Source organism: Paenibacillus vietnamensis, from assembly GCF_020169515.1.
Lineage (GTDB): Bacteria > Bacillota > Bacilli > Paenibacillales > Paenibacillaceae > Pristimantibacillus > Pristimantibacillus vietnamensis.
The window spans coordinates 732230-758519 of the sequence record NZ_JAHMHW010000001.1; the positions used below are offsets into that span (position 1 = coordinate 732230).

Below are 26290 nucleotides of genomic sequence, written 5' to 3' on the forward strand. Positions count from 1 at the left end.
ATGTCAAAAATGATGCAAGGTTTAACCGGACGACAAAAAGCTGCCATTTTGCTCATTACACTTGGACCGGACGTATCCTCGCAAATTTTCAGGCATTTGCGCGAAGAGGAAATCGAGCAGCTTACTTTGGAAATCGCCAATGTCCGTAAGGTGGACAGCCTGGACCGGGAAATGATCCTCAGCGAGTTTCATCAAATTTGCATGGCCCAGGAATATATTACGCAAGGCGGCATCACCTATGCCAAGGACATATTGGAGAAAGCGCTCGGTGAGCAAAAGGCGCTCGAGGTCATTAACCGGCTGACGGCAACGCTTCAGGTAAGGCCGTTCGATTTTGCAAGAAAAGCGGAACCGGCGCAAATTTTAAACTTTATCCAAAATGAAAATTCCCAAACGATCGCCCTTGTACTCTCGTATCTACAATCCGAGCAAGCTTCACACATTCTGTCCTCGCTTCCGCAAGAGAAGCAAGCGGACGTAGCCAGAAGAATTGCGCTGATGGACAGCACGTCTCCGGAAGTCATCTCGCAAGTGGAGCGGGTGCTGGAGCAGAAGCTGTCGGCAACGGTAACTCAGGATTATACGAACGCCGGAGGCATCGATTCGATCGTACAGATTTTGAACGGCGTCGACAGAGGGACGGAACGTACGATTTTGGACTCGCTCGAAATTCAAGACCCGGAGCTTGCGGAAGAGATCAAAAAACGGATGTTCGTCTTCGAGGATATCGTCAATATCGACAATCGTTCCATTCAACGAATTATCCGCGATATCGAGAATGCCGATCTTCAGCTTGCGCTCAAGGTCGCGAGCGAAGAGGTCAGGGAAGCGATCTTCCGCAATATGTCCAAGCGGATGGCGGAAACGTTCAAGGAAGAAATGGAATTTATGGGACCCGTTCGCCTTCGCGATGTAGAAGAAGCGCAAACCCGTATCGTGGCTACGATTCGAAGGCTGGAGGAAGCCGGCGAAATCATTATAGCCCGCGGCGGAGGAGACGATATCATTGTCTAATTTGATCAAATCCTCAAGCGTCGTGTCGCTTGAACAGCTGAAACAGCTTCATTGGCTGAACCACCGAGGCGTACAAACGCTGGACCATGCGGAAGAAACGGCCATCAAAGAGAGCGTTCCTGATGAAGAGACGATCTCCTTGCGGGAACAAATCATTAACGACGCCCAGTCGTTCGCGGAGGAGCGTCTGCGCGAAGCCGCCGAAGCCAGCGAGAAGCTGCTAAATGAAACGGAACAGCAAATGGAAGCGTGGTGGCTGCAGAGGCGTGCCGAAGACGAGGCCGCAGCACTAGCTTCGAAGCAAGCCGGCTATGAGCTCGGATATGCCGAAGGAGTCGCTAAAGCGGAACGAGATCTGCAAAGCAGCTGGGAACGGAAGCTTGCAGAGGCTTCCGCCGTCCTGAAGTCCGCTTACCAAATGAGAGAACAAATCATTCAGGAAGCCGAACCCTTCCTGGTCGAGCTAAGCTGCGCCATCGGCGAGAAAATAATAGGCCGTCAGCTGACGCTTGCACCTGAAATTGCGATTGAACTCATCCGTAAATCATTATCGAGACGAAGAGAGCAGGGTGTCATTACGCTGTGCGTCTCGCCGGGGCAGCTGGCCTTTGTGCAAGCGGCCAGGGAAGAGCTGCTGCTGACGATTGATTCGCAAGCCGAGCTGCAAATTTTACCGGATTCGACGGTGAAGGACAGCGGATGCGTCATCCGGTCCTCCTTCGGGAGCATCGATGCCCGCATTGATACGCAATTAGCGGAAATAAAACGCGAGCTGCTTCATCTTGCCCACCATACCGGCGATGAACGGAGTATTCACGATGAAGCTGAATAATCTGGACGTGTTGAAATATATCGAGCATTTGCAGCCGCTGGATCCCGTAAGAGTAAACGGGAAGGTAACGCAGGTAATCGGTCTTACCGTCGAATCGGAAGGTCCTGACTCCAGCATCGGAGACGTCTGTTTCATTTATCCTTCGAAGGGCGCGAAGCCGATTAAGGCGGAGGTTGTAGGCTTCCGCGATAACAAGGTTATTCTGATGCCGCTCGGCGATCTGCACGCGATAAGCCCCGGCTGTGATGTGGTAGGCACGGGCAAGCCGCTCTCGGTGCAGGTTGGCTCCGAGCTTCTCGGCAAAGTGCTGGACGGCCTCGGCAATCCGCTTGACGGCTCTTTTTTGCCGCGGAGAATGCCGCACTATTCGACCCACAACGAACCAAGCAATCCGCTGATGAGGCCGAGAGTCGTTGAGCCGCTCGGCATTGGCGTGCGTGCAATCGACGGCTTGCTCACGGTCGGACGCGGACAGCGCGTCGGCATCTTTGCAGGGTCGGGCGTAGGGAAGAGTACGCTGCTTGGCATGATTGCCCGAAATACGTCGGCCGACGTCAATGTCATTGCGCTGATCGGCGAGCGCGGCAGGGAAGTGCTCGAGTTTATGGAAAAGGATCTCGGTCCGGAAGGGCTGGCCCGTTCGGTCGTCATCGTAGCCACCTCCGACCAGCCTGCTCTGATCAGAATGAAAGGCGCATTGATCGCGACCTCCATCGCCGAATATTTCCGGGACCGCGGCCTGAACGTCATGCTGATGATGGATTCCGTCACCCGTTATGCGATGGCTTTGCGCGAGGTCGGACTTGCGATCGGCGAGCCGCCCGCTACGCGCGGCTATACGCCTTCGGTGTTCGCTGCGCTGCCGAAGCTGCTCGAGCGTGCGGGAACCGGTCCAAAGGGTTCAATTACCGCATTCTATACCGTTCTGGTCGACGGCGACGATATGAACGAACCGATCGCCGATGCCGTTCGCGGCATCCTGGACGGTCATATTGTATTAAGCAGACATCTTGCCCATAAGGGGCATTTTCCGGCTATCGACGTACTTTCCTCTGTCAGCCGCGTCATGAAAGAAATCGTGACGGAGCAGCAGCAGGATGCCGCCAATGAATTGAAAAAATTATTAGCTATCTATAAGGATTCGGAAGACCTGATCAATATTGGGGCGTACCAGCGGGGATCAAATAAAGAAATTGATGATGCGCTGGAATTCATCGATACGATTTATGCTTTCACACGGCAAAAAACGAATGAAAAAGTCAGTCTGGAAGAAGCGCAGCAGCATTTGATTACCCATTTCTACAGGAGTTGAAGCTTGGAATGGCATCGTTTCGGTATTCTTTTCAAAAGGTTGTTGATCTCAAGGCAAGCGAGAAAATGCAGGCGGAATGGATTCTGTCAACGGCGATCGGTGCTCTGGCCGCCGAGGAGCTGACGCTTGAACAGCTGAGCTCGGAGCGGGAGGACTGGGAAAAGAAGCTTCACGAGGCTTCCCGGTCATCGGTTTCCCTGTACGAGCTTCAGACGATTCAGCATTATTTGGACCATTTGCTTTCCTGCATCGCAAGCAAGACGACGGATGTTGTCCATGCCCGGAAAACGGTTGATCAAAGCCGGATGAAGCTGGCGGACAAAATGAAGGACGAGAAGGTATGGCTGAAAGCCAAAGAGCATGCCCGCGAAAAATTCGAATACGCCATGCAGTTGAAGGACCAAAACGAGCTGGATGAGCTGGCTGGCGTCCGGTTCACGTTATCGACTACATAATGAGTTGTGCAATGCCGGCAACGGGGAGTGAATTAAATTGGCTGGACCAGAAGCAGAGAAGCAAGGCTACAGTGCGTTGGAACGAATGATGTTCCTGATGACGCCGGTTTTATTTGCGGTTGTGCTGCTGGGTGTCCTATATACCCTATTTAACAATGATTTCCGCAATAAAATGCTGGAAGCGGGGCAATCGGTCCCTTTTTTGAAAGATGTGCTGCCGGAGCCCGATGCCGCAGGGGGCAATTTGGACGACGAAGCGCTTCGAAATGCCAACATGTCGGCCAAGCTTGCGGATTTGCAGGTACAGCTGTCCGCCATCGAAACGGAGCTGGCAGAGGCAAACCAAAAGAAGACCGAGCTTGAACAGCAGGTTGCAAATTTGAAACAGGATAATTCTTCATTAAAAACGCTAACCGAGGAGCAGCTGCTGGAGGATGAGCAGTATGAGGCGAAAATTCAAGAGCTCTCGTCCATGTTTTCCAAAATAACGCCTAGCAAAGCCGCACCTATTCTTCAGAGCATGACGATGGAGGAGATGGTACTTGTTTTTGCGAACATGCGGGCGGACGACCGCGTAAGGATTATGGAAAAGATGAATCCTCAGACCGCTGCCGATGCGGCGATGATGCTGAAGGACAACGTAACGGCCAAGGACATGCAAATTGCTGCGCTCCAATCGCGCCTGGAATCGCAAAAGTCGCCGGATACGAAGCAGGCTTCCTCCGTACTGGACCAGGAGCAGCTTGGTGCGACATTTGCGGCTATGGACGCACAAAGCGCCGCCGAGCTTTTGATCAAGATGGTGGACGTCAGTCCGAGCAAAGTGCTGCGCATTCTGAATGCGGTGGATGACACGGCCCGTTCTGCCATCCTCGCCGAAATGTCGGGCATTAACGAAACGACGACGGCCCAATTAATGGCCAAGCTGATGAGCGGAAGCTAGCATCTTCGCCATCCTTCTGAAAACAGCAATAGAAGGGAGGTGAACAAAATGGAAATGACGATACCACAAATGCAGGTAACGGCAACGCAAACCCAACCGCCAGGTTCGCTGCAAGGTACAAAGGGAGCCGGAAACGGCGCTTTTCAGCAAACCCTGGTACAGCAGATCAATCGGGGCTCGGCCGAGACGGCTGTAGATGCCCGGCCGGCGCCGTTGATGGCACTTACGTCTAACGGAACGGCCGCGGAAGGCACTTCGCCGGAGCGAACGCTTTCCGATCTGATTTCCATTATTGACGAGTTGATTGATCGGCTCGAAGCACCGGCTGCTGAGGGTGAACAAGCGGAAGAAGAATCGGGTCCGGATATCGAACGGCTTGAGGATGCATTGGCGCAATTGACCGCCTTGCTGGCTTTTCTTGGTGCGCCGCTGCAGCAGGCCAATCCTGCTGCCGGATCGGCATCTGGCGCCGAATCCGGCCCATCGGAGCTGCAAGCCGGTGGAGCGGCAGGAGTAAAAAGCGATCTGCAGCATTCGCTATTGCGGCTGCAGGCTCTCCTTCAACAAGGCGTCGTGAAGCTCGTGCAGTCGCAAGATCCGGTCGAACTTGCGGGACGGCAGCTTCAGGCTTTGACGGCGATTTTGGAAAGCGCGCCGGCCGATGCCGGATCGCTGATGCCGAAACCTGCAGCTTCCTCCCGGCAGTTGTTCGCTGCTCCTCATTCGCAAGCGGGGGCGGGGACGCTGCTTCAACGCCTGTCCCAGCAAGCGGTTCATCCGGCTTATATTACTGCAGCCGCTGAGCAACGAGTCGATATGACCGAAGTAACGGTGACCGTCCCGGCTGAACCTGCTGCAGCTCCATCGTCTCAGACTATGGGACAAAACGCGGAGATTTTCCGCTTGCTGCCGCAGCCACCGACGGTTGCCGCTCCGGTAACGACGTCATTTGTGGCGGCCGATCAGTTTGCCCAAACGATGTCCGGATTGATAATCCGGAAATTTGATATGACAACCGTAAACGGCGTATCTGAAGCGAAGCTGATGCTGTTCCCGGAGCATTTGGGGCAGGTTGACGTACGAATTACGATGCAGAACGGTGTTCTGACGGCCATTTTCCAAACCGATACGGCTTTGGCCAAAGACATGCTTGACAATCAAATGACGCATTTAAGAGCAGCGCTTCAAGCTCAAGGGTTGCATGTGGATAAGCTTGAGGTTTCCCAGGGGCAATCGGCCTCCTACTTGTTCGGGCAGCAGTCGGGACAGGGGAGCAAGCAGCAGCATTCGTCTCAGCGGCAATCGTTTCAAGGAGAGTCCGCAGCTGTCGACTCCCGGTTTGAAGCCGAAATGATCGAGCAGGCGGCGGAGCAGGGGCTCGGATACGGAAGGACGGTCAACATAAAAGCCTAGATTTACATAGCTGCGCTTTGCAGGATAGGAGGTGACCTTTAATGTCAGACAGCATTTCCACCCGCTCGGTATGGCCTAATTACAGCACGTCCAACGTGCAGGCTGCAGCAAAGAAGTCCGGCACGGATACGCTCGGAAAAGACCAGTTTCTCAGCATACTGGTTACCCAGCTGCGCAATCAGGATCCGATGCAGCCGCTACAGGACAAGGAGTTTATCGCTCAAATGGCCCAATTCACATCTGTGGAGCAGCTGATGAATATGTCATCGGAGCTATCCTTGCTGAGGCAGAATATCGGCTCCGCTTCCAGCTTAATCGGAAAAACGGTCGAATGGAACGAATATGACGATGCCGGCGAGGTTGTAACATTAAACGGGGTGGTCGATTCCATCCTGTCCAAGGACGGGGTTTTGTATGCTTCGGTTGACGGCAAGGAAGTCGCATTAGATTACATCCTATCGATTGCGGCTGCCGGCGATACGACTGACGAGCCGGAATAGTCGGCGAAGGTGTAATTATAAGGCTGTATTTGTCTAGGTGACCTTTAGCCGCGGATCGATTGAGGCGGTTTATCATTATTAAATCCAGCGGGAGGAATTACGAAAAATGCTTAGATCGATGTATTCAGGCGTTTCCGGTATGCGTGGTTTTCAAACAAAGCTTGACGTAATCGGCAACAATATTGCGAATGTCAATACGGTCGGCTTCAAAGCCGGGCGCGTCATGTTCAAAGATATTCTCAGTCAGACCGTTGCCGGCGTTACGGCGCCCGAGGACGGCGTTCGCGGAGGCATTAACGCCAAGCAAATCGGCCTTGGCGTTTCGATCGGTTCAATCGATACGGTACATACGGCGGGAAGCGCCATGACGACGAATCAAGCAACGGATCTGCGAATCGACGGTGACGGCTTCTTCGTCGTCAGGGCGAACGAAGACTCCGAGATGCTGCTGACGAGAGCCGGAAACTTTACGCTTGATGCGAACAGGCAGCTGGTGACGAGTGACGGTTATTTTGTACTGACCTCTGAGGGGGATACGATTACGCTTGACGAAGCGGTCACGGCGTTCTCCATCGGGCAGGACGGTACGATTATGGGCGTTACGCCCGACGGAACTGAAGAAATCGCCCAGCTCGGCGTTGCAAAAGTCGTAAATCCGAGCGGTCTTGAGAAGCTGGGCGGAAATTTGTACCGCGTAACGGCAAACGCCAATCCCGATGCTTCGATTGAGGATTTCCTTACCTTTGCAGGAGACCCCGAGTTTGGAACCGGAGCGATTATTTCCGGGCAGCTCGAAATGTCGAATGTCGATTTAACGGCAGAATTTACGGAAATGATCGTCGCTCAGCGCGGTTTCCAGGCCAACTCGCGTATTATAACGACTTCCGACGAAATTTTGCAGGAAGTAGTCAACTTAAAACGATAGGGTAGCGATAACCGCACGGGAAGCTTGAAGCTTTCTGCGGGTGCGAGGGGGTAGCCGATGATTACCGTAACGCGTTTAAACGGGACAAAAGTAACCATAAACGCTCTTTTAATAGAAGTGATTGAAGAATCTGCGGATACCGTTATCACGCTTACGACCGGCAAAAAGCTGGTTGTAAAGGAGAAAACCGCGGAGCTGCTGCAGTTGAACATGCAGTTTCTCCGCACGATCGGCCTCATAGCGGCAGCCCAAAAGAGTGAGCAAACGGAGGGGCCTTCGGTATGAAAAAGATGATTCCTTGGCTGATTACCATTTTGTTAGCCATAACCTTAATTGCAATCGTATCGATTATTTTGTTTAAATCGTTTTTTACAGATCCGAAGGAGCAGGCGACCGAGACGGAAACAATCGAGATTGAAGCCTTGTCAGCGGATGAACGCGTCGAAGTCACTTCGGAATTAAAGGACTTCCGCAGAAATCTTAAAGACCAGGATTATATCGTTATGCTCAGCTTCGCATTCCAGCTTGACAGCAAGAAAGCCAAGGAAGATTTTGATAAAATTTTGGAAATTGAAGTCAGGCCGATTATAAACCGGACATTAGCCGACATGACGGTCAGCGAGCTAAAAGGCTCCCAGGGCGAAGACGCTCTCGAATCGAAGCTGCTGAATCAACTGACACCGGTCATTTCGAAAGGAAAGCTGATTAAGGTGGAAATCACGAACTTTATCATTTCCGACATTTAACGGATGACGCCGACATTCCTCGAAGGAGGTGAGATATTTGGTTGATGTATTATCGCAAAATGAAATTGATGCGCTTCTTGCCGCTTTATCCTCCGGGGAAATGGATGCCGAGGAATTAAAGAAGGAAGAGACGACACGCAAAGTCAGCGTATATGATTTTAAGCGCGCCGTTCGTTTTTCGAAGGATCATATTAGAAGCTTGACCCGCATACACGAAAACTTCGCGCGATACTTAACAACCTATTTCTCAGCGCAGCTCCGCACATTTGTTCAGATTAATGTCGTGCAGGTCGAACAGCTGCCCTATGACGAGTTTATTCGATCGATTCCGAAGATGACGATTTTGAACATTTTTGAAGCGGAACCGCTGGAAGGCCGGATGGTCCTTGAGGTTCATCCGAACGTAGCCTATGCGATGCTTGACCGGATGCTTGGCGGACAGGGCACGGCTCCGTCCAAAATAAACAATTTAACCGAAATTGAAACGATCGTCATGGAACGGATATTCAGCCGGACATTCGAGAGCCTTCAGGAGGCGTGGAAAACCGTCATCGACATTTCTCCGAGGCTGGAGGCGCTCGAGACGAACCCGCAATTCATGCAGATCGTTTCCCCGAACGAAACGATCGCGCTCATCTCCTTCAGCACGAAGATCGGCGATACGACGGGGATGATCAATTTATGTATCCCGCACGTCGTCATTGAGCCGGTTATGTCCAGACTGTCCGTGCATCATTGGTTTGTTTCGCAGAAAAAAGCCCGGGCTCCCGAAGAAGTGGAAATATTGGAACAGCGAGTACATAAAGCGAAGCTGCCGATTGTAGCGGAGCTAGGGGAATCGACGATTACGATTCAAGAGTTTCTCGGACTGAATGCCGGAGACGTAATCTCCTTAAATAAAAAAGTAGACGAAGGCTTGAAGATTAAAGTAGGCGACAAGCTCAAATTTCTTGGCAGCCCCGGATCGGTGAAGGACCGGCTGGCTGTGCAGGTGGACGAGGTAATCAGCGAAGGAGTGGAAGAAGATCATGACGGGTAAGGACTATTTGTCACAAGAGGAAATCGATGCATTGCTTCGACAATCCGCCAATGAGCCCGAGCCTGCCCCATCGGCCCCAAACGAAGCGCGGCTTTCCGATTTCCTGTCTTCCTTGGAGCAGGATGCGCTCGGGGAAATCGGCAATATTACATTTGGCAGTGCCGCGACCGCCCTTTCCACCTTGCTTGGTAAGAAAGTGGATATTACGACGCCTCAAGTGACGCTGGTCAGAAAGGAAGAGCTGGCGGATATTTTCCCCAAGCCTCATGTAGCGGTCAGCGTTCAATACGTCGACGGGTTTCAAGGCATTAATTCCTTGGTCATCAAGACGAAGGATGCGCAAATCATTGCGGATCTTATGTTAGGCGGCGACGGCGAAATTACGCTGGAGGAGCTGAACGAAATCCATATCAGCGCGGTACAGGAAGCGATGAACCAGATGATGGGCTCGTCTGCGACTTCGATGTCGACGATATTCAACCGCTTCGTAAACATTTCTCCGCCTGGAATCGATATTTTGAACGTCAATAGCGGAGACGGCATGGATCATTTGCCTCCTGTCGATATGTTTATCAAAATTTCGTTCCGGTTAACGATAGGGGATTTAATCGATTCAACGATTATGCAGCTGCTGCCGATCTCGTTTGCGAAGCAAATGGTCGATATTTTGATGGGTACCGTCGAGGAAATACCCGAAACGCCAAGTATGCAGGCTTCGGCTCTTACACCGCCGCCTGTTCAAGCAGCTCCGCAGACGCCGATGCAGCAACCGCCGATACAGCAATCGGCTGCGGCGGCTCAAACGAACGTTGCGCCGCCTTTAATGGGTCTATATACCCAGACGATGCAGGACGCTCCTCCGATGGGCTACCAAATGCCGCAAATGGGCTATCAGCCGCCTCCGCCGGCAGGATACGACTATTCGATGCAGCCGCCGGGGCCGCATACGTACGGTCAAGCCGCCAATCGCAATGTGAACGTTCAGGCAGTCCAGTTTGCCAATTTCGGAAATGCTCCGTACATGCAGTCCGATGAGACAAACCTCAATTTACTTCTCGACATACCGCTTAAGGTCACGGTAGAATTAGGAAGGACCCAGAAGCAAATTAAGGATATTCTGGAGCTGTCGCAAGGCTCCATTATCGAGCTGGACAAGCTTGCCGGCGAGCCGGTGGACATCCTGGTCAACAACAAGCTGATCGCCAAAGGCGAGGTCGTTGTTATCGATGAAAACTTCGGCGTCCGGGTTACGGATATCGTGAGCCAATGGGACCGGATTCAAAAATTACAATAGTATTCTAGGAGGATAAAGAAGATGGCAAACCGCATTCTTATCGTAGACGACGCAGCTTTTATGCGAATGATGATTCGCGACATTTTAACGAAGAACGGCTACGAGGTCGTCGGTGAAGCCCAAGATGGCGCCCAGGCCGTTGAAAAGTACAAGGAATTGAAGCCGGATTTGACGACAATGGACATTACGATGCCCGAGATGGATGGGATTTCCGCGCTCAAAGAAATCAAGAAGCTCGACAGCAATGCGAAGGTCATCATGTGTTCGGCAATGGGCCAGCAGGCGATGGTCATCGATGCGATCCAAGCAGGCGCCAAAGATTTTATCGTGAAACCGTTCCAGGCCGATCGCGTTATCGAAGCGATAAAGAAAACGCTGGGATAAGGCATAACGTTATGTTTAATATATTTTCGCGCATTTCAACGGTGTCTGCTCTTGGAATGGCGATAGGGCCGGGCTTTGCTGCTGCCGCCCCTTCAGGCGGCAGCAGCGAGACGAATGACGGTCAAATGGTTTTTACCGGATCGCAAAATGCAGCAGGCAGTCTGGTGTGGGTCATTATCTCGCTTGCCATTGTTATCACATTAATTATTTGCGTCATTAAATGGTTATCGGCCCGCAACCGGACATGGGGAGCAAACCGGTCGCTGCGATCGCTCGGCGGTATTGCTCTGGGGCAAAACCAATCGCTGCAGGTGATCGAAATTGCGGGGAAAGTATACATAGTCGGGGTAGGCGACAGCATTACGCTAATCGACAAGCTGCCCGAAGGGGAAGAAGCGCTTGCCGTCATCGCCGCTCTGGAGAGGAAGGCCGAAGCCGCCGCGTGGCCGCAGCAATTTATAACAGAGCTGGCCGGCAGGCTGATGAAGCGGAAAGAAAACAATGAAGCTGAGCCTACGGGCGACGGATGGAATCAAAGCACAACCTTTCAGCACATGCTTCAGAGCAAGCTCAGCCGCCAGGCTGACCGCAAACAGCAATTGGAGTCTTTGCTGCAAGAATCAAAATCAGACGAACGGTTGATGGATGATGAAAAATAAGTGGTGGATATCCGTCATTGTTCTTCAGCTGCTTGCGATGTTTTTTCAAAATCAAGCATTTGCGGAGCCTTTGCCGGACGTATCCATAAACATTGGCGATGGCGACGGCGCAGCGTCCGGCACTAGCGCGCTTTCGATCCTGTTGCTAATTACCGTACTAAGTGTAGCACCGGCGATCCTCGTGTTAATGACCAGCTTTACGCGGATCGTCATTGTGCTGGGCTTCGTGAGGACGTCGCTGGGCACGCAGCAAATGCCGCCGAATCAGGTGCTTATCGGACTTGCAATGTTTCTGACTTTTTTTATTATGGCACCGACGTTCTCGCAGGTTAACGAAGTTGCCCTGCAGCCGTATTTAAAGGGCGAAATTTCGCAAACCGTGGCGTTCGAGCAGGCTGCCGTCCCGATGAAGAAATTTATGTTTTCCCAGACGAGGGAAAAAGATTTGCTGCTGTTTATGAACTATACGAAAACCGAGAAGCCTGAAAACTACGAGGATATTCCCTTGACGGTATTGATTCCCGCTTTTGCCATCAGCGAGCTGAAGACGGCATTCCAAATGGGATTCATGATCTTTATACCGTTTCTGGTCATCGATATGATCGTAGCCAGCACCTTAATGGCGATGGGGATGATGATGCTGCCCCCCGTCATGATATCGCTGCCGTTCAAGCTATTATTGTTTGTGCTAGTCGACGGCTGGTATTTGATCGTCAAATCATTACTGCTAAGCTTCAACACGTGAAGACTGCCGGGAGGAGAGGAACATGAGTACGGACTTCATCATCGGGCTTGCCGGGGAGGCCGTCTTCGTAGTTTTGAAAGCCAGCGCGCCGATGCTTGCTCTTGCGTTGATCGTCGGTTTGATCGTCAGTATCTTTCAAGCGACAACACAAATTCAAGAGCAGACCTTAGCCTTTGTTCCCAAAATCGTAGCGGTATTCGTCTCTATCATTATTTTTGGTCCGTGGATTCTAAATACGATTATCGATTTCACTTACAATCTGCTGAATAATCTTCATCAATACATCGGTTAGGTTGTGATGGAATGAATGCGATCGTACAGGGGTTTCCTATTTTTTTGCTGATTTTTTGTCGAATAACTGCATTTTTCGTCGTCGCTCCTGTCTTTTCTTCGCGAGGCGTGCCGAATACATTCAAAATCGGACTCGGATTTTTTATTTCATTAATTGTGTTTCTTACATACGGAATTAAGCAAACGATCGTGCCGGATGCCGGATATATACTCGTGCTGCTGCGTGAGCTGCTCGTCGGGGTGCTGATGGGTTATGCGGTCTACCTCTTTTTTACGGTCGTTCAAACCGCCGGAGCGTTCATGGATCTGCAGGTCGGCTTCGCGATGGCGAACATCGTCGATCCTCATACGGGAACCTCGGCGCCGCTGCTGGGAAATTTCAAGTACATGCTTCTGATCGTCGTTTTTCTGATGATGAACGGTCATCATTATATGCTGAAAGGCTTAATGGACAGCTATGAATGGATGCCATTGTCGAATGAATTGTTCAGCAGGCTTATGAGCGGTAGCGTAACCGATTATTTAACGAGACTTGTCGGGAATACCTTTCTCCTGTCCGTTCAGATTGCCGCACCGCTCGTCGTTGCGATGTTTCTTGCGGATGTGGGGCTAGGCTTTCTGACGAAAACGGCTCCGCAATTTAATGTATTCGTTATCGGCATACCGCTTAAACTGCTGATCGGCATTCTGCTGCTGATATTGCTAATGCCGGGTTTGGCGGGCATTTTCGACAAGCTGTTTGCCATCATGTTCGAATCGCTTGAGCAATTATTCGGAATCATTCAAGGGCCGCCTGAAGGATAATGGGAGGATACGATCGTGCGCAAGTACAGCCTGAAGCTGGATCTCCAATTATTCAGTCAGGAGAAGACGGAGCAAGCGACTCCGAAGAAAAAGGCAGAGGCCAGAAAAAAAGGGCAAGTTGCAAGGTCGGCGGACCTTCCCGGTTCTTTCATCATGCTGTTTACGTTTATGAGCTTCATGATGCTTGGCGGCTTTTATAAGCAGCATATTCTGATGCTATTCGGCAATCTGTTCGAGGACTGGCTTTTGATGGATTTGACGGCCGGAAATGTCATGACGCTTTTCAATGATGTGACGACCCAGCTTTTATTGATTTTGATGCCTATCTTTGCGATTGCGTTCGTTATCGGCATACTCGGGAATATCATTCAATTCGGTTTTCTGTTAACGGGCGAACCGCTCAAGATGCAGCTGAACAAGCTGAATCCGATCAATGGCTTCAAGCAGATTTTTTCTGCAAGAACACTCGTCGAATTTTTGAAAAGCGTTTTGAAGCTGCTCATCATCGGTATTTTGGTCTTTATGGCCGTATCCAGGGAATGGGAAACGATTCTCGTGCTTGCAAGCCTGCCCATTCAGGACATCTTCAGCTTCACGGCGGGGCTGACTTTAAAGCTGGGGATCGAGACGGGGGCGGTGCTGACCGTTCTGGCTCTAGCCGATTATTTCTATCAGAGATACGAGCACGGCAAGAGCCTCCGGATGTCCAAGCAGGACATAAAAGACGAATATAAGAAATCGGAAGGCGATCCGCTTATAAAAGGCAAAATCCGCGAACGGCAGCGGAGAATGGCGCTCGCCAGGATGATGCAGGAGGTTCCTAAAGCGGATGTGATCATTACGAACCCGACCCACTTTGCCGTCGCCCTTCAATACGACGCATCGAAAATGGAAGCTCCCAAAATCATCGCCAAAGGCATGGACCATATCGCGCTGAAAATCAGGGAGGTAGCCAAAGAAAGCGGCGTCGCGATGATGGAAAACAAGCCGCTGGCCAGAGCGCTGTACGAGAGAGCGGAAATCGGGGACGTCATTCCGCCGGACCTATTCCAGGCTGTAGCCGAGGTGCTCGCCTATGTCTATAAAATGAAAGACCGCGTAAAGTCTTAAATATGGAACGGGGGGAGGCAGCGCCATGAAGGCAAAAGATTTAATCATCCTGTTTGGCGTCATCGGCATCGTACTTATGATGATCATCCCGATCCCGGTATTATTGCTTGATGTGCTGATCATTCTTAATATTTCGGTTGCGTTAATGATCCTGCTCATTGCCATGAATACTCGGGAAGCGCTCGATTTCTCGATTTTTCCCGCCATTTTGCTGATTACAACTCTATTTCGGCTTGCGCTTAACATTTCAACAACAAGAAATATTTTATCGCATGCGGAAGCTGGAGAGGTTGTTGCCACCTTCGGAAGCTGGGTAGGCGGAGGACAGATCGCAATCGGCTTTATCGTTTTCCTGATACTCGTCGTCGTTCAGTTTATCGTCATCACAAAGGGCTCGGAGCGCGTGGCCGAGGTAGCGGCGAGATTTACGCTCGACGCGATGCCGGGCAAGCAAATGAGCATCGATGCCGATCTTAACGCGGGACTTATCAACGAACAGCAGGCAAAGGAACGCCGCTCCAAAATCGAGCGTGAGGCCGATTTTTACGGAGCGATGGACGGTGCCAGCAAATTTGTAAAAGGTGACGCAATCGCATCGATCATTATTTTGGTCATTAACCTGATCGGCGGATTTATTATCGGGATGACGGTTCACGAGCTTAGCTTTGCCGAATCGCTATCAACGTTCTCGATCCTTACGATCGGGGACGGCCTTGTCAGCCAAATTCCCGCCTTGCTTATTTCTACGGCAGCCGGCCTGATCGTGACGAGAGCGGCATCCGACGGCAATTTGGCCGAGGACGTGACGAATCAGCTGTTCAAATATCCGAAGCTGTTGTTTGTCGCAGCCGGAACAATCGGCTTGCTCGGATTAACGCCGATCGGCATTTTGAGAACCTGGCCTTTCGCCATTATGCTAGCCGCAGGCGGCTGGTTCATGCAGAAGGCGATCGCGAAGCGGCAGGAGCAGGAGGAGATGCTTGTCGAGGAGCAGCAAATCGAGGAGGTGCGCAGCCCCGAAAGCGTCATAAGCCTGCTGCAGGTGGATCCGATCGAATTCGAATTCGGATACGGCCTGATTCCGCTGGCGGATACTCAGCAGGGCGGCGATCTGCTGGACCGGATCATCATGATACGCAGACAATGCGCGCTTGAGCTTGGGCTCGTCGTACCGGTCATACGTATCCGGGATAACATTCAGCTGAAGCCCAATGAATATGTCATCAAAATTAAAGGCAATACGGTCGCCCGCGGCGATTTGCTGCTCAACCACTACCTTGCGATGAGTCCCGGTTTTGAGGACGATTCGGTCATCGGCATCGAAACGACCGAGCCGGCGTTTGGCCTGCCGGCCATTTGGATCGACGAGCAGATGAAGGAGCGTGCCGAGCTTTCGGGTTATACCGTTGTTGATCCGCCGTCCGTCGTAGCGACCCATTTGACCGAAATTATTAAACGTCACGCACATGAGCTGATCGGTCGCCAGGAAGCGAAAATGCTGGTTGAGAACGTCAAGGAATCTTATCCGGCGCTAATCGATGAGCTTATACCTTCCATTCTGACGGTCGGAGACGTTCAAAAGGTGCTGGCGAAGCTGCTAAAGGAAAAGGTGTCCATCAGGGATCTGGTGACGATTTTCGAAGCGCTTGCCGATCACGGCGGCTATACGAAGGATACCGATGTACTGACGGAATACGTGCGCCAATCATTGTCCAGACAAATTACACAAATGTTCTCGCCCGGCGGAGATACGCTTCGCGTCATTACCGTAGGTCCTCAGCTGGAGAAAAAAATTGCCGAATCCGTTCAGCAATCCGAGCAAGGCAGCTACATCGCTTTGGATCCCGTCTCAACTCAGCAAATCTATCAGAAGCTTAACGAGCAAGTGAGCCGGCAAATCCAATCCGGTCAGCAGCCTGTCGTCCTGGCTTCGCCAACGATCCGGATGTACCTGAGGCAAATAGTCGAACGGACGATGCAGGACATTCCCGTCCTTTCTTACAGTGAGCTCGAGCCTAACATTGAAGTTCAAAGCGTCGGGGTGGTGAACTTATGAGAGTCAAACGGTATGTTGTAAATGCTCTGCCGGAAGCCGTTTCCATGATCAAAAACGAGCTGGGCAAAGATGCGGTTATTTTAAATACGAAGGAAATAAAAGTCGGCGGCTTTATGGGGATGTTCCGGAAAAAAAAGATGGAGGTCATCGCCGCCATCGAATCGAACCCGTCTAAACCGGCGGCAAAGCAGCTTCCTCAGCAGCAGCCCCACGCGCCGCGCATGAATGCGGCTATCGAACAGCTTATCCAAGGTGCGCAAATGGCATCTACAGCCGTATTGGAGGCGCCGGAGACGGATAAACAGCCTCCGAAGAAAGAAGCGCTGGAGCGGGAGCAATATATTATTGATGAAATTCGCGACTTGAGGCAAATGATGGTCAGGATGGCGTCCGGCAGCAGCGCGGAAGCCGCAATGACGGAAGCTCTCGGCGACCTGAAACGTCGGCTTGAGGAGCAGGAAATGGATGTTCAGTGGCGGGAGCGTCTCATCCAAACGATTCTGGACAAGCAGATGGAGGGAAAAACCGAGTTTACGCGGGAGCAGGTTTGGGAGCTCGCATCCGAACAGATCGGAATCTGGCTGCAACCGTTCGCTGGCCATGGAATAAGCACTGAGGCCCGTGTCGTCCATTTTGTCGGACCGACAGGCGTCGGCAAAACGACGACGATCGCGAAACTGGCAGCGGAACAAACGATCAAGCAGGGACGCAAGGTCGGTTTTATAACATCGGATACGTACCGGATCGCGGCGGTCGATCAGCTTCGTACCTATGCAAACATTCTAAACGTGCCGCTGGAAGTCGTATTCTCGCCTATGGATTTGCCTAAAGCCTTCGGCCAGCTAACCGGATGCGAGCTGATTTATATGGACACGGCGGGCAGAAATTTCCGGAGCGAGCTTCATGTGTCTGAGGTTAACAGCCTGCTGCAGTCGAACGAGCCGAGCGAAACGGTGCTGGTGCTCAGCATGACGGGGAAGACAAAAGACATGGCGGACGTAGCTGAACATTTCCGCAAATATGGCGTAAGCAAGGTGTTGTTCACCAAGCTGGACGAAACGTCCGTTTACGGCGCAATTTTTAATCTGGTCATGTGTTATGAGCTCTATCCCACTTACTTGGCAAGCGGCCAAACTGTGCCGGACGATATCGATCTTTTCGATATCGATACCTATATCCAGCTTTTGTTAGGGAGTAAGAGCCGATGAACGATCAAGCGGAAGCATTACGCCACCTAATGAAACAAAAGGAGCTGCATGAAGAAGGCCGGACGACGAGGATCGTAACGGTAACGAGCGGCAAAGGCGGGGTCGGGAAATCGAATTTCAGCTTGAATTTTGCGCTGACGCTTCAGAGGATGGGCCAAAAGGTGCTCGTGTTCGATGCCGACATCGGCATGGCGAATATAGATGTGCTGATGGGGATTACGTCCCCCTATAATTTGTATCATTTGCTCAAACAGGAAAGGACGATCTGGGAAATCGTCCAGGAAGGACCGGAGGGGCTTCATTTTATCGCCGGCGGTTCGGGGTTTAAGGATCTGCTTGATCTCAGCTCTGAGCAATTGAACGGCTTCGAGAGGGAAATCGGCAAGCTCCACGGGGTGTACGACATTATCTTGTTTGACACGGGGGCCGGACTGTCTAAAGAAACGGTTAAATTTATAACGGCAGCGCAAGAGACGATCGTGGTCACGACGCCGGAGCCGACTTCGATTACGGACGCCTATGCGCTGATCAAAATGGTCAAAGGAATGAATCACGACGTTCGGTTCAAGCTCATCGTGAACCGGGCTGCCGACCCGCGCGAAGGAAAGCAGACCGCCGATAAGATCAGCCTGGTTGCGGAGAGGTTTTTGCAGTCTAAGCTGCCTTCCTTAGGCATTTTGCCGGATGATCCCTTCGTCTCCAAAGCGGTGAAGCGTCAAATTCCATTTTCGGTTGCTTATCCTGGAAGCGAAGCTTCGGTAGCTCTGGAGAGGATTGCCAAGCAGTTTCTCGATTTGCCGCAAACCCAGCCGCAGACACTCGGCGGCGTTAAAGGTTTTTTAAACAAAATGTTCAGGCTTTCGAGATAATCCTTGGATTTAAGAGGAGGGAGAACGATGGCTCCTTATCGGGTGCTCGTTGTCGATGATTCCCCGTTTATGAGGAAAATCATAAGTGATTTGATCGTGCGGGATCCGATTTTCACAATTGTTGCGACGGCATCTAACGGCCGGGAGGCTGTAGAGGCGGTCAGGGACTGCAAGCCCGATGCGGTTACGATGGACCTGGAAATGCCGCTGATGAACGGCATCGAGGCGCTTCAAATCATTATGAAGGAATGTCCGGCGCCCGTCATCATGCTTTCCGGCATAAGCGAAGACAACACCAGAGAGACGATTAAAGCTTTGCAGTTCGGCGCTTTCGATTTCATCCGTAAGCCGTCCAGCGCTTTATCGAACGATATTTATCAAGTAGGCGAGGTGCTGCTTGAGAAGCTTCGGATCGCCGTCATGACGAAACGATATCAGCCGGTTATCGAAATGAAGGAAACGCTGCCGTTCGAGCCTTCGGCTAGTAAGGCTGTCAGGGACAAACAGTTGATCCTGCCGCCTGCGCCGCCCATACATACGACTTATCACGAAAGAAAAGACGAGCCGATTCAGGAAGCGGACGCAAGAGCGGCAAAGAAGCCGTCGCCAAAGCCGGTAGAGAAGAAGTTCGTGCAAGCTGCCGTGCCTGAAAGACGGGATTTTTCTGTTGCAGGCAAGAAAGGCAGCCTACCCGATTCCTCTTCGTCCTATAAGCATATCGTTGCAATCGGGACCTCAACGGGAGGGCCGCGAGCGCTGCACGAGGTCATTACGTCACTGCCGGCAAATTTTCCTGCTCCCGTTCTGGTTGTCCAGCATATGCCTCCGAAATTTACGAAATCGCTGGCGCAGAGGCTGGATACGTTCAGCGGACTGAAGGTTGTAGAAGCAGAGCATGGCTGCAGGGTTTCCGCCGGCGTCGTATACGTTGCGCCAGGAGGCTATCATATGGAGCTGGCAAAGGATCACTCCGGCTATTCGATCGTGCTGACGGAGGCACCGCCGCGAAATGGCCATCGCCCTTCGGTTGACGTCATGTTTGAGTCGTTAGTCCCGTTTGGCGAATTGCAAAGACATGCGGTCATCATGACCGGAATGGGCAGCGACGGCGCCAAAGGAATGAAGAAGCTTGTGGAATGCGGGGTCGATTCAACGATTGCCGAAGCCGAAGAAACGTGCGTCGTCTACGGCATGCCCCGGTCAGCTGTCGAAGCGGGCTGCGCGCATCAAATCGTTCCTCTGCAGCGCATTGGAGAGCAGCTGATCAAAGCCGTATCGCAATAACAGCAGAGGCAAACGGGCCGTACAAGTTAACAATACTAACAGGAGGTGCTAGGAAATGGATATGAATGCCTATCTGTCGATGTTTATCGACGAATCGAACGATCACCTGCAATCCTTGAATGAAAATTTGCTTCAGCTCGAGAACGAGCCCGAAGATCTTAGTATTGTTCAGTCCATTTTTCGATCCGCCCATACGCTGAAAGGGATGTCTGCGACGATGGGCTTTGAGGATCTGGCGGCGCTCACGCATGAGATGGAAAATGTGCTGGATCTCGTGCGGAACGGCAAGCTCATCATGGACAGCTTTATATTCGATACTCTGTTCAAAGGCTTGGATGCCTTGGAAGCGATGGTTCAGGATATCGTAGGCGGAGGGACGGGGAAAGCCGATGTTACGGCGATCGTTGCTTCCTTGCAGCAAATTTTGAAAAGCGACTATAGCCCGGCGAAGGCCGGTCAAGCCGATACGGCTGAGCCGGCTTCGGCAACAGGAGCTGCAACAGATTCCGGCAGCGTACTGCTTGATGAATTTCAGGCTTCGATTTTGCTCCAATCGATTGAGGCCGGTGTTCAGGCTTACCATATAAAAGTAACCATTCGCGACAGCTGTCTTCTGAAAGCCGTACGCGCTTATATGGTATTTGAGGTGCTGGAGAAAAACGGCGAAGTTATTAAGTCCGATCCGTCCGTTCAGGATATCGAGCAGGACAAATTCGATTTTACGTTCTCCGTGTTCATCATTTCGGGCACCGCCCAAGAGGAGCTCCAAAATCAGATTTTAAACATTTCCGAAATCGAAGATGCCGCCGTAACCGCTTTGGATGAGGAATCGTTGTCCATGCTCAGCGCAGCGCCGGCCGCAGCGGCGGCCGAAGCCATCGAGGCGTCGGCTGCCGCAGTCGAACCGCCGGCCGATAAGCCGACTATTGTACCGGCGAAGGAAGCGGCACCTGCCAGAGCGCAAACGTCTCCGGCGCCGGCGGCGAACGTATCTCGAACAATCCGCGTCGATATCGACCGGCTGGATACGCTCATGAATCTGTTCAGTGAGCTGCTTATCGACCGCGTCAGGCTCGAGCAGCTTTCCAGCGAGATCAAGCGTACGGATTTAACCGAGACGGTAGAGCATATGGCCCGGGTCAGCTCGGACCTGCAAAGCATCGTTCTGAAGCTGAGGATGGTTCCCGTCGATTCGGTTTTCAACCGGTTTCCTCGGATGATTCGCGATCTGGCCAAATCCTTGGATAAGAAAATCGATCTGGTTATTACGGGTGCGGATACGGAGCTTGACCGGACAGTCATCGACGAGATCGGCGACCCGCTTGTGCATCTTCTCCGCAATTCCGTCGATCACGGTCTGGAAACGGTAGAGGAGAGAATCGCAGCCGGCAAGCCGGAGGTTGGAACAATTTATTTGAGAGCGTACCACAGCGGCAATCATGTCTTCATCGAGGTGGAGGAGGACGGACGCGGCATCAATCAGGAAAAGGTGCTGAAAACGGCTATCAAAAACGGCGTCGTTACGGAAGAGCAGGCAAAACAGCTCACCTCCGACGAAATCAATCATCTGATTTTTGCGCCGGGCTTCAGCACGGCGGACAAAATTTCCGATATATCCGGACGCGGTGTCGGGCTGGATGTTGTCAAATCGAAAATCACATCCTTGGGCGGAAACGTGACGCTGGAATCCGCATTCGGCAAAGGAAGCAAGTTTTCGGTCCAGCTGCCGCTCACCTTGTCCATTATTTCCGCCATGTTGATCAAGCTAGGTTCGGAAAAATATGCAATTCCGCTATCATCTATCGTCGAGACCGGCATTATCCGAAAGGAACAAATCAAAAACATACACGGCAACCGCATGATCGAATTCCGCAGCTCGATTATCCCGCTCGTCTCGTTAAGCAAGGTGCTGGAATCACCGGACTTTAATGATGAAGAGGAAGACGAAACGGAAATCGTCGTCGTGCGGAAGGGCGAGAAATGGGCTGCCGTCACGGTCGACGAGTTTATCGGCCAAAGCGAGATTGTCCTGAAATCACTCGGAAAGTATTTAACGAATATCGAAGCGATTTCCGGAGCCACCATTCTCGGCGACGGTTACGTGGCGCTTATTATTGATCCGAATGCTTTGATCAAATAGGGAGGTTTTCACGATGGGAGAAGAGTTAAAGGTTATCGTATTCGCGCTTGGCACTGAAGAGTATGGCATTGAAGTCGATAAAGTACGCACGATCGAAAGGATGTCCCCGATTACGCGGGTGCCGAAGACGGCCTCTTTTATCAAAGGCGTTATTAATTTGCGCGGAGTCGTCGTTCCGGTCATCGATCTTCGCGGCCGCTTTCAGCTGACGGAAACGACACCGACCGAAAACTCCAGAATCATCGTCGTTGCGGTCGCCGAAATGGAGGTTGGTTTTATCGTCGATTCGGCTAACGACGTCATCGATATCGATACCGATACGATCGACCTGCCGCCGGAAATCGTCGGGGGAATCAAAGCGAAATATTTAAGAGGGATCGCCAAGCTTGGTGAGGGCCGACTTCTCATCATGCTGAATTTGTCCGAGGTATTGAACAAAAACGAAATTATCCAGCTTGAACAGCTCGAGGTATAGATCGTGAGTTTATTTAACCGGTTTGAGGCTTTTGAGCTGGATGTGCTGAAAGAAGTCGGCAACATAGGCGCGGGCAATGCGGCAACGGCATTGTCCCGCCTGCTGGACAAGCCCGTCGATATGGCTGTTCCGAAGGTCAGCCTGCTGCCGTTTGAGGAAATAGCCGATCGCGTCGGCGGGTCGGAGCAGATTGTGCTTGCGGTTTTCCTTAGGGTAGAGGGCGAGGCGCCAGGCAACATGTTTTTCATCATCGAGGAAGCGGCGGCGAAACGGATATTGAGGCAGCTGCTGTCGATCAAAGAACAGGAGCAGGAAGGTTACTCGGAGATGGAGCTTTCCGCCCTGTGCGAAATCGGAAATATTTTAGCGGGCTCTTATTTATCGTCGTTGGCCGATTTTACGCAATTGCCCATGTCGCCGTCCGTGCCTGCAATCGCGGTAGATATGGCAGGAGCGATATTAAGCTACGGCCTCATGCAGTTTGGAGAGATGGGCGACTCCGCTTTATTAATCGAAACGACATTTCTTGAGGATCATCAGTCGCTTGAAGGGCATTTCTTCCTTATCCCCGACCCGGATTCGTTCGAGAAAATTTTCAGGGCGCTGGGAGTACTGGGCGAATGATACAACAAAACCTGGTCAAGGTCGGCATGGCGGATTTAAATATCGCAACCGACGGGGCGATTCTAAAAACGACAGGCTTAGGCTCATGTGTCGGGCTGACCTTGTATGATCCCGTGCGAAAAATCGCCGGCATGGCCCATGTGATGCTGCCGTCGTCGGAAATCGCGCGTGAAAGCAAAATAAATGCGGCCAAGTACGCGGATACCGCCATTCCCGAGCTGCTTGACCGGATGCTGTTTGCAGGTGCTCTGATCGAACGCATAAAAGCAAAAATGGCCGGCGGCGCACAAATGTTCGCCATGTCGGGCCATTCGGATTCCTTGCGGATCGGTCCGCGCAACGTGGAGTCCTGCAGCGAAATGCTCCACCGTTACAGAATACCGGTGCTGGCTCAAGATACGGGAGGAAGCTACGGTCGGACAATTGAGTTTGACAGCACGAACGGAATGTTATCGATCCGAAGCGTACAGTTTGGAACAAAGGAGATTTGAAATGCTGGGAACTTGGCGATGGAATGTCATTATGGGAATGACCGGCTCCGTTCTTACGATCGTTTTCTCAATCGGGAACAATCCGGTTAGCGTGATGCTGATTAGAAGCGTATATGCTTTCATCGCTTTTTTTGTACTGGCATATGTTTTGCGTATTGCGCTTGCCTTTATCCTGCAGCCGCCCGCGCTAGCCACAGAGCAGCCGGAGCCGGCTGAAGACAAGGGGACACAGCTTGACCTGCAGACGCCGGATGAAACGGACGATCTCAATCAATTGTTAAAATCCGCGATGCAGGACGGCGCTGCGGCGCCTTTCGCCGGAAAGTCCGCAAAAGAGGCGCCGCAATTCCGGCCGCTGGAACCTCCTCAATTGCTATCCGCCAAAAATACACAACCTGAGGAATTGGCCAAAGCCATTCGTCATCTGACAGGAGAGTGAGTCGATGATCGAACAGAAAACGCCTCATTTGACGAACTTCCGGAAATGGCAAGCCTGGAAGGAGCAAGGCGATCTGGATGCGAAAAAACAGCTGATTGAGCAGTATTTGCCGCTTGTCGAATACGTAACGAACCGGATGGCGATCGGGCTTCCCAAAAATGTAATGAAGGACGATCTCGCGAGCAACGGCGTGATGGGATTAATCGACGCGATCGAGAAGTTCGATTATTGCCGGGGGCTGCAATTCGAAACCTACGCTTCCTGGCGGATCCGGGGGGCCATTATCGACGGCCTGAGGCAGGGCGATTGGGTTCCGCGTTCCGTGCGCGAGAAAGCGAAAAAGGTGGAAGAGGCTTATCAGCATTTGGAGCAGCACTATTTGCGTTCCGTTACCGATGCCGAGATCGCCGAATATTTACAGGTTTCCGAGAAGGATTTTGTCGCTATGCTTCAGGATATTTCCGTCACGACGGTTTGCTCCCTGGAGGATCCGATCCGCGACGAGGAAGCCGAAACCCGAAAATCTCTGCTAGTCGACGAAAAAGCTAAAAACCCGGACTATAAGGTTCATGAATTTTATTTGAAGGAATCCTTGATCAAAGGCATAGAGCGACTGACGGAAAAAGAGCGGACGGTCGTATCCTTGTTTTATTACGAGGAGCTGTCGTTAAGCGAGATTGCCGAGGTCATGTCATTATCGCCTTCGAGAATTTCCCAGCTGCATTCGAAAGCCATTTTACGGCTGCGGGGAGCACTGGATAAACATAAAGATCAACTGCTTCAGCATTAGGAAGGAGGAAGTAAGGTGGACAATCAAACTTTGGAAACATACCTGCGGCTGCAAACTTCAGCGGATAAGCTGTCTGCCTTTCTAACATTTAACCGTCTGACGGATGACTTTTCATGTACGGCCGAAGAGCTTGAGTGTTTTGCGCGCAGCAAAGGGATTGTCTATGGACTCCGGACGGATGTGCTGAACCAAATTGCAGCCGTCCCTCTTGCATACTGCAAAGAGCAGACGTTAATCGCGCAAGGAACGGCCCCGGTGCCGGGCAAAGACGGCTATGTGAAGCTCATATACGATATGGACCAGAAAAATAGCCGTCCGCCCGAGACGGATGACGGGAAAATCGATTTTAAAGAAGTCGTCCAGCTTAAAAACGTTGTTCGCGGCCAGCTGATTGCCGAACGCTTCGAACCGGCGCCAGGACCGCAGGGGATGACGGTGACGGGTGATATGATTCCTCCGCGGCTTGGGAAGCAGGTCAGATTCAAGATTGGGAAAAACGTTGTCGTAAACGACGATCAAACGGCGATGTATTCCACGATCGACGGTATGATTACGATGACGGACAAGGATAAAATCAATGTGTTCCCGATTTACGAAGTGAACGGCGATGTGGATTACAGCATCGGCAATATCGATTTTGTCGGAACCGTCGTTATCCGCGGCAACGTGCTAAGCGGCTTCCGCATCCGCGCTTCAGGCGATATCCGGGTGATCGGAGGGGTAGAGGGAGCCGAAATCGAATCCGAAGGCTCGGTTGAAATTACGGGCGGCATTTTGGCCGGAAGCAAGGGGTTCGTCAAAGCGGGCCGCAACGTCCGGTGTTCATTCATTCAAGACGGCAATGTAATTGCCGGCGAGGACGTCCTTGTGACGCAGAGCATTATGCATTCACATGTGAAAGCGGGTAAAAGCGTTATTTGTGCGGGAACAAAAGGTTTAATCGTCGGGGGTGTCGTTCAAGCGGGCGACGCCGTATCGGCGCGCATAATCGGGAATTCGATGTCCACGGCCACCTCGGTCGAGGTTGGTGTGAAACCCGAAAGCAGAGCCGAACTGCTTGAGCTGCGGACGAAAATCAGGCAGAATGCGGACAGTCTCGATAAGACGGAAAAAGCACTTGTCATCTTGGATCAGCTGGCTGCAGCGGGACAGCTGACGCCGGACAGATTGGCTTTAAGAATCAAGCTTACCGCGACGAAGCGGCAGACGGTAGATGAGAATGAGCAGATGAAAATCCGCGTGCTGGAAATCGAGAAAACGCTGGAAGATTCAAGCGTCTCCAAGGTCGATGTCGCCAATACCGTATACGGCGGAACGAAGATCGTCATCGGCAGGTACACGAAATTTATCAAGGACACTGCGCTGCGAGTTTCCTTCCGCTATTCGGAGGGAGATATCGCCATGCTGCCTTACAATACTTAACCTGATTAAATTCGTTTCGATATCAA

Annotated in this window: 29 protein-coding genes; all 29 read left to right on the top strand. The window is 51.8% G+C overall.

Annotated features, from left to right (window positions below):
- Positions 1–1014, top strand: coding sequence for a flagellar motor switch protein FliG (gene fliG / locus KP806_RS03200; RefSeq protein ID WP_224722089.1), 1014 nt, complete (start codon positions 1–3; stop codon positions 1012–1014).
- Complete coding sequence (locus KP806_RS03205; protein ID WP_224722090.1) at positions 1007–1846, top strand: FliH/SctL family protein; 840 nt, start codon at positions 1007–1009, stop codon at positions 1844–1846. The genes fliG and KP806_RS03205 overlap by 8 nt, the downstream gene beginning before the upstream one ends.
- Complete coding sequence (gene fliI, locus KP806_RS03210) at positions 1833–3158, top strand: flagellar protein export ATPase FliI (protein WP_224722091.1); 1326 nt, start codon at positions 1833–1835, stop codon at positions 3156–3158. The genes KP806_RS03205 and fliI overlap by 14 nt, the downstream gene beginning before the upstream one ends.
- A gap of 8 nt (positions 3159–3166) precedes the next feature.
- A complete protein-coding gene (gene fliJ, locus KP806_RS03215; protein WP_224722092.1) occupies positions 3167–3613 on the top strand; it encodes a flagellar export protein FliJ in 447 nt (148 codons plus the stop codon).
- A 37-nt stretch (positions 3614–3650) separates the two neighbouring features.
- Positions 3651–4556, top strand: a complete 906-nt coding sequence (locus tag KP806_RS03220; protein WP_224722093.1) for a MotE family protein — start codon at positions 3651–3653, stop codon at positions 4554–4556.
- A 48-nt stretch (positions 4557–4604) separates the two neighbouring features.
- Positions 4605–5969, top strand: a complete 1365-nt coding sequence (locus tag KP806_RS03225) for a flagellar hook-length control protein FliK (protein ID WP_224722094.1) — start codon at positions 4605–4607, stop codon at positions 5967–5969.
- A gap of 41 nt (positions 5970–6010) precedes the next feature.
- Positions 6011–6469, top strand: a complete 459-nt coding sequence (locus KP806_RS03230; RefSeq protein WP_224722095.1) for a flagellar hook capping FlgD N-terminal domain-containing protein — start codon at positions 6011–6013, stop codon at positions 6467–6469.
- A gap of 106 nt (positions 6470–6575) precedes the next feature.
- Positions 6576–7394, top strand: a complete 819-nt coding sequence (gene flgG, locus KP806_RS03235; RefSeq protein WP_224722096.1) for a flagellar basal body rod protein FlgG — start codon at positions 6576–6578, stop codon at positions 7392–7394.
- 57 nt (positions 7395–7451) lie between these two features.
- Positions 7452–7679: a flagellar FlbD family protein gene (locus tag KP806_RS03240; RefSeq protein ID WP_224722097.1), complete on the top strand. Its 228-nt coding sequence runs from the start codon at positions 7452–7454 to the stop codon at positions 7677–7679.
- On the top strand, positions 7676–8140 hold the full coding sequence (locus tag KP806_RS03245; protein ID WP_224722098.1) for a flagellar basal body-associated FliL family protein: 465 nt from the start codon (positions 7676–7678) through the stop codon (positions 8138–8140). Before KP806_RS03240 ends, KP806_RS03245 begins: the two co-directional genes overlap by 4 nt.
- 37 nt (positions 8141–8177) lie before the next feature.
- Positions 8178–9179, top strand: a complete 1002-nt coding sequence (gene fliM / locus KP806_RS03250) for a flagellar motor switch protein FliM (protein ID WP_224722099.1) — start codon at positions 8178–8180, stop codon at positions 9177–9179.
- Positions 9169–10473: a flagellar motor switch phosphatase FliY gene (gene fliY, locus KP806_RS03255; protein ID WP_224722100.1), complete on the top strand. Its 1305-nt coding sequence runs from the start codon at positions 9169–9171 to the stop codon at positions 10471–10473. Before fliM ends, fliY begins: the two co-directional genes overlap by 11 nt.
- Positions 10474–10494: 21 nt before the next feature.
- Complete coding sequence (locus KP806_RS03260) at positions 10495–10857, top strand: response regulator (RefSeq protein WP_224722101.1); 363 nt, start codon at positions 10495–10497, stop codon at positions 10855–10857.
- Positions 10858–10868: 11 nt separating this feature from the next.
- Complete coding sequence (locus KP806_RS03265; RefSeq protein ID WP_224722102.1) at positions 10869–11516, top strand: flagellar biosynthetic protein FliO; 648 nt, start codon at positions 10869–10871, stop codon at positions 11514–11516.
- Positions 11517–11553: 37 nt separating this feature from the next.
- Positions 11554–12261, top strand: a complete 708-nt coding sequence (gene fliP, locus KP806_RS03270; protein WP_397376357.1) for a flagellar type III secretion system pore protein FliP — start codon at positions 11554–11556, stop codon at positions 12259–12261.
- Positions 12262–12283: 22 nt separating this feature from the next.
- On the top strand, positions 12284–12553 hold the full coding sequence (gene fliQ, locus KP806_RS03275; protein WP_224722104.1) for a flagellar biosynthesis protein FliQ: 270 nt from the start codon (positions 12284–12286) through the stop codon (positions 12551–12553).
- Between the two features lie 11 nt (positions 12554–12564).
- Complete coding sequence (gene fliR / locus KP806_RS03280; protein ID WP_224722105.1) at positions 12565–13356, top strand: flagellar biosynthetic protein FliR; 792 nt, start codon at positions 12565–12567, stop codon at positions 13354–13356.
- 15 nt (positions 13357–13371) lie between these two features.
- The gene (gene flhB, locus KP806_RS03285) at positions 13372–14466 is read left to right on the top strand and encodes a flagellar biosynthesis protein FlhB (protein ID WP_224722106.1); all 1095 of its coding nucleotides are present in this window, start codon (positions 13372–13374) and stop codon (positions 14464–14466) included.
- A gap of 25 nt (positions 14467–14491) precedes the next feature.
- Entirely contained in the window at positions 14492–16522 is a 2031-nt protein-coding gene (gene flhA / locus KP806_RS03290; protein WP_224722107.1) for a flagellar biosynthesis protein FlhA, read from the top strand.
- Positions 16519–17730, top strand: coding sequence for a flagellar biosynthesis protein FlhF (flhF, locus tag KP806_RS03295; protein WP_224722108.1), 1212 nt, complete (start codon positions 16519–16521; stop codon positions 17728–17730). The genes flhA and flhF overlap by 4 nt, the downstream gene beginning before the upstream one ends.
- Entirely contained in the window at positions 17727–18599 is an 873-nt protein-coding gene (locus KP806_RS03300) for a MinD/ParA family protein (protein ID WP_224722109.1), read from the top strand. The genes flhF and KP806_RS03300 overlap by 4 nt, the downstream gene beginning before the upstream one ends.
- Positions 18600–18626: 27 nt before the next feature.
- A complete protein-coding gene (locus KP806_RS03305; RefSeq protein ID WP_224722110.1) occupies positions 18627–19883 on the top strand; it encodes a protein-glutamate methylesterase/protein-glutamine glutaminase in 1257 nt (418 codons plus the stop codon).
- A 55-nt stretch (positions 19884–19938) separates the two neighbouring features.
- Positions 19939–22023, top strand: coding sequence for a chemotaxis protein CheA (locus tag KP806_RS03310; RefSeq protein WP_224722111.1), 2085 nt, complete (start codon positions 19939–19941; stop codon positions 22021–22023).
- 13 nt (positions 22024–22036) lie between these two features.
- Complete coding sequence (locus KP806_RS03315) at positions 22037–22498, top strand: chemotaxis protein CheW (protein ID WP_224722112.1); 462 nt, start codon at positions 22037–22039, stop codon at positions 22496–22498.
- 3 nt (positions 22499–22501) lie between these two features.
- Complete coding sequence (locus tag KP806_RS03320) at positions 22502–23122, top strand: chemotaxis protein CheC (protein ID WP_224722113.1); 621 nt, start codon at positions 22502–22504, stop codon at positions 23120–23122.
- The gene (locus KP806_RS03325; RefSeq protein ID WP_224722114.1) at positions 23119–23613 is read left to right on the top strand and encodes a chemotaxis protein CheD; all 495 of its coding nucleotides are present in this window, start codon (positions 23119–23121) and stop codon (positions 23611–23613) included. The genes KP806_RS03320 and KP806_RS03325 overlap by 4 nt, the downstream gene beginning before the upstream one ends.
- Before the next feature lies 1 nt (position 23614).
- Positions 23615–24052 carry a hypothetical protein gene (locus KP806_RS03330; protein ID WP_224722115.1) on the top strand — a complete coding sequence of 146 codons (438 nt, stop codon included), beginning with the start codon at positions 23615–23617 and terminating at the stop codon, positions 24050–24052.
- A gap of 4 nt (positions 24053–24056) precedes the next feature.
- Complete coding sequence (locus tag KP806_RS03335; RefSeq protein WP_224722116.1) at positions 24057–24842, top strand: FliA/WhiG family RNA polymerase sigma factor; 786 nt, start codon at positions 24057–24059, stop codon at positions 24840–24842.
- Positions 24843–24857: 15 nt separating this feature from the next.
- Complete coding sequence (locus KP806_RS03340) at positions 24858–26264, top strand: DUF342 domain-containing protein (protein WP_224722117.1); 1407 nt, start codon at positions 24858–24860, stop codon at positions 26262–26264.
- The last annotated feature ends 26 nt before the right edge of the window (positions 26265–26290 follow it).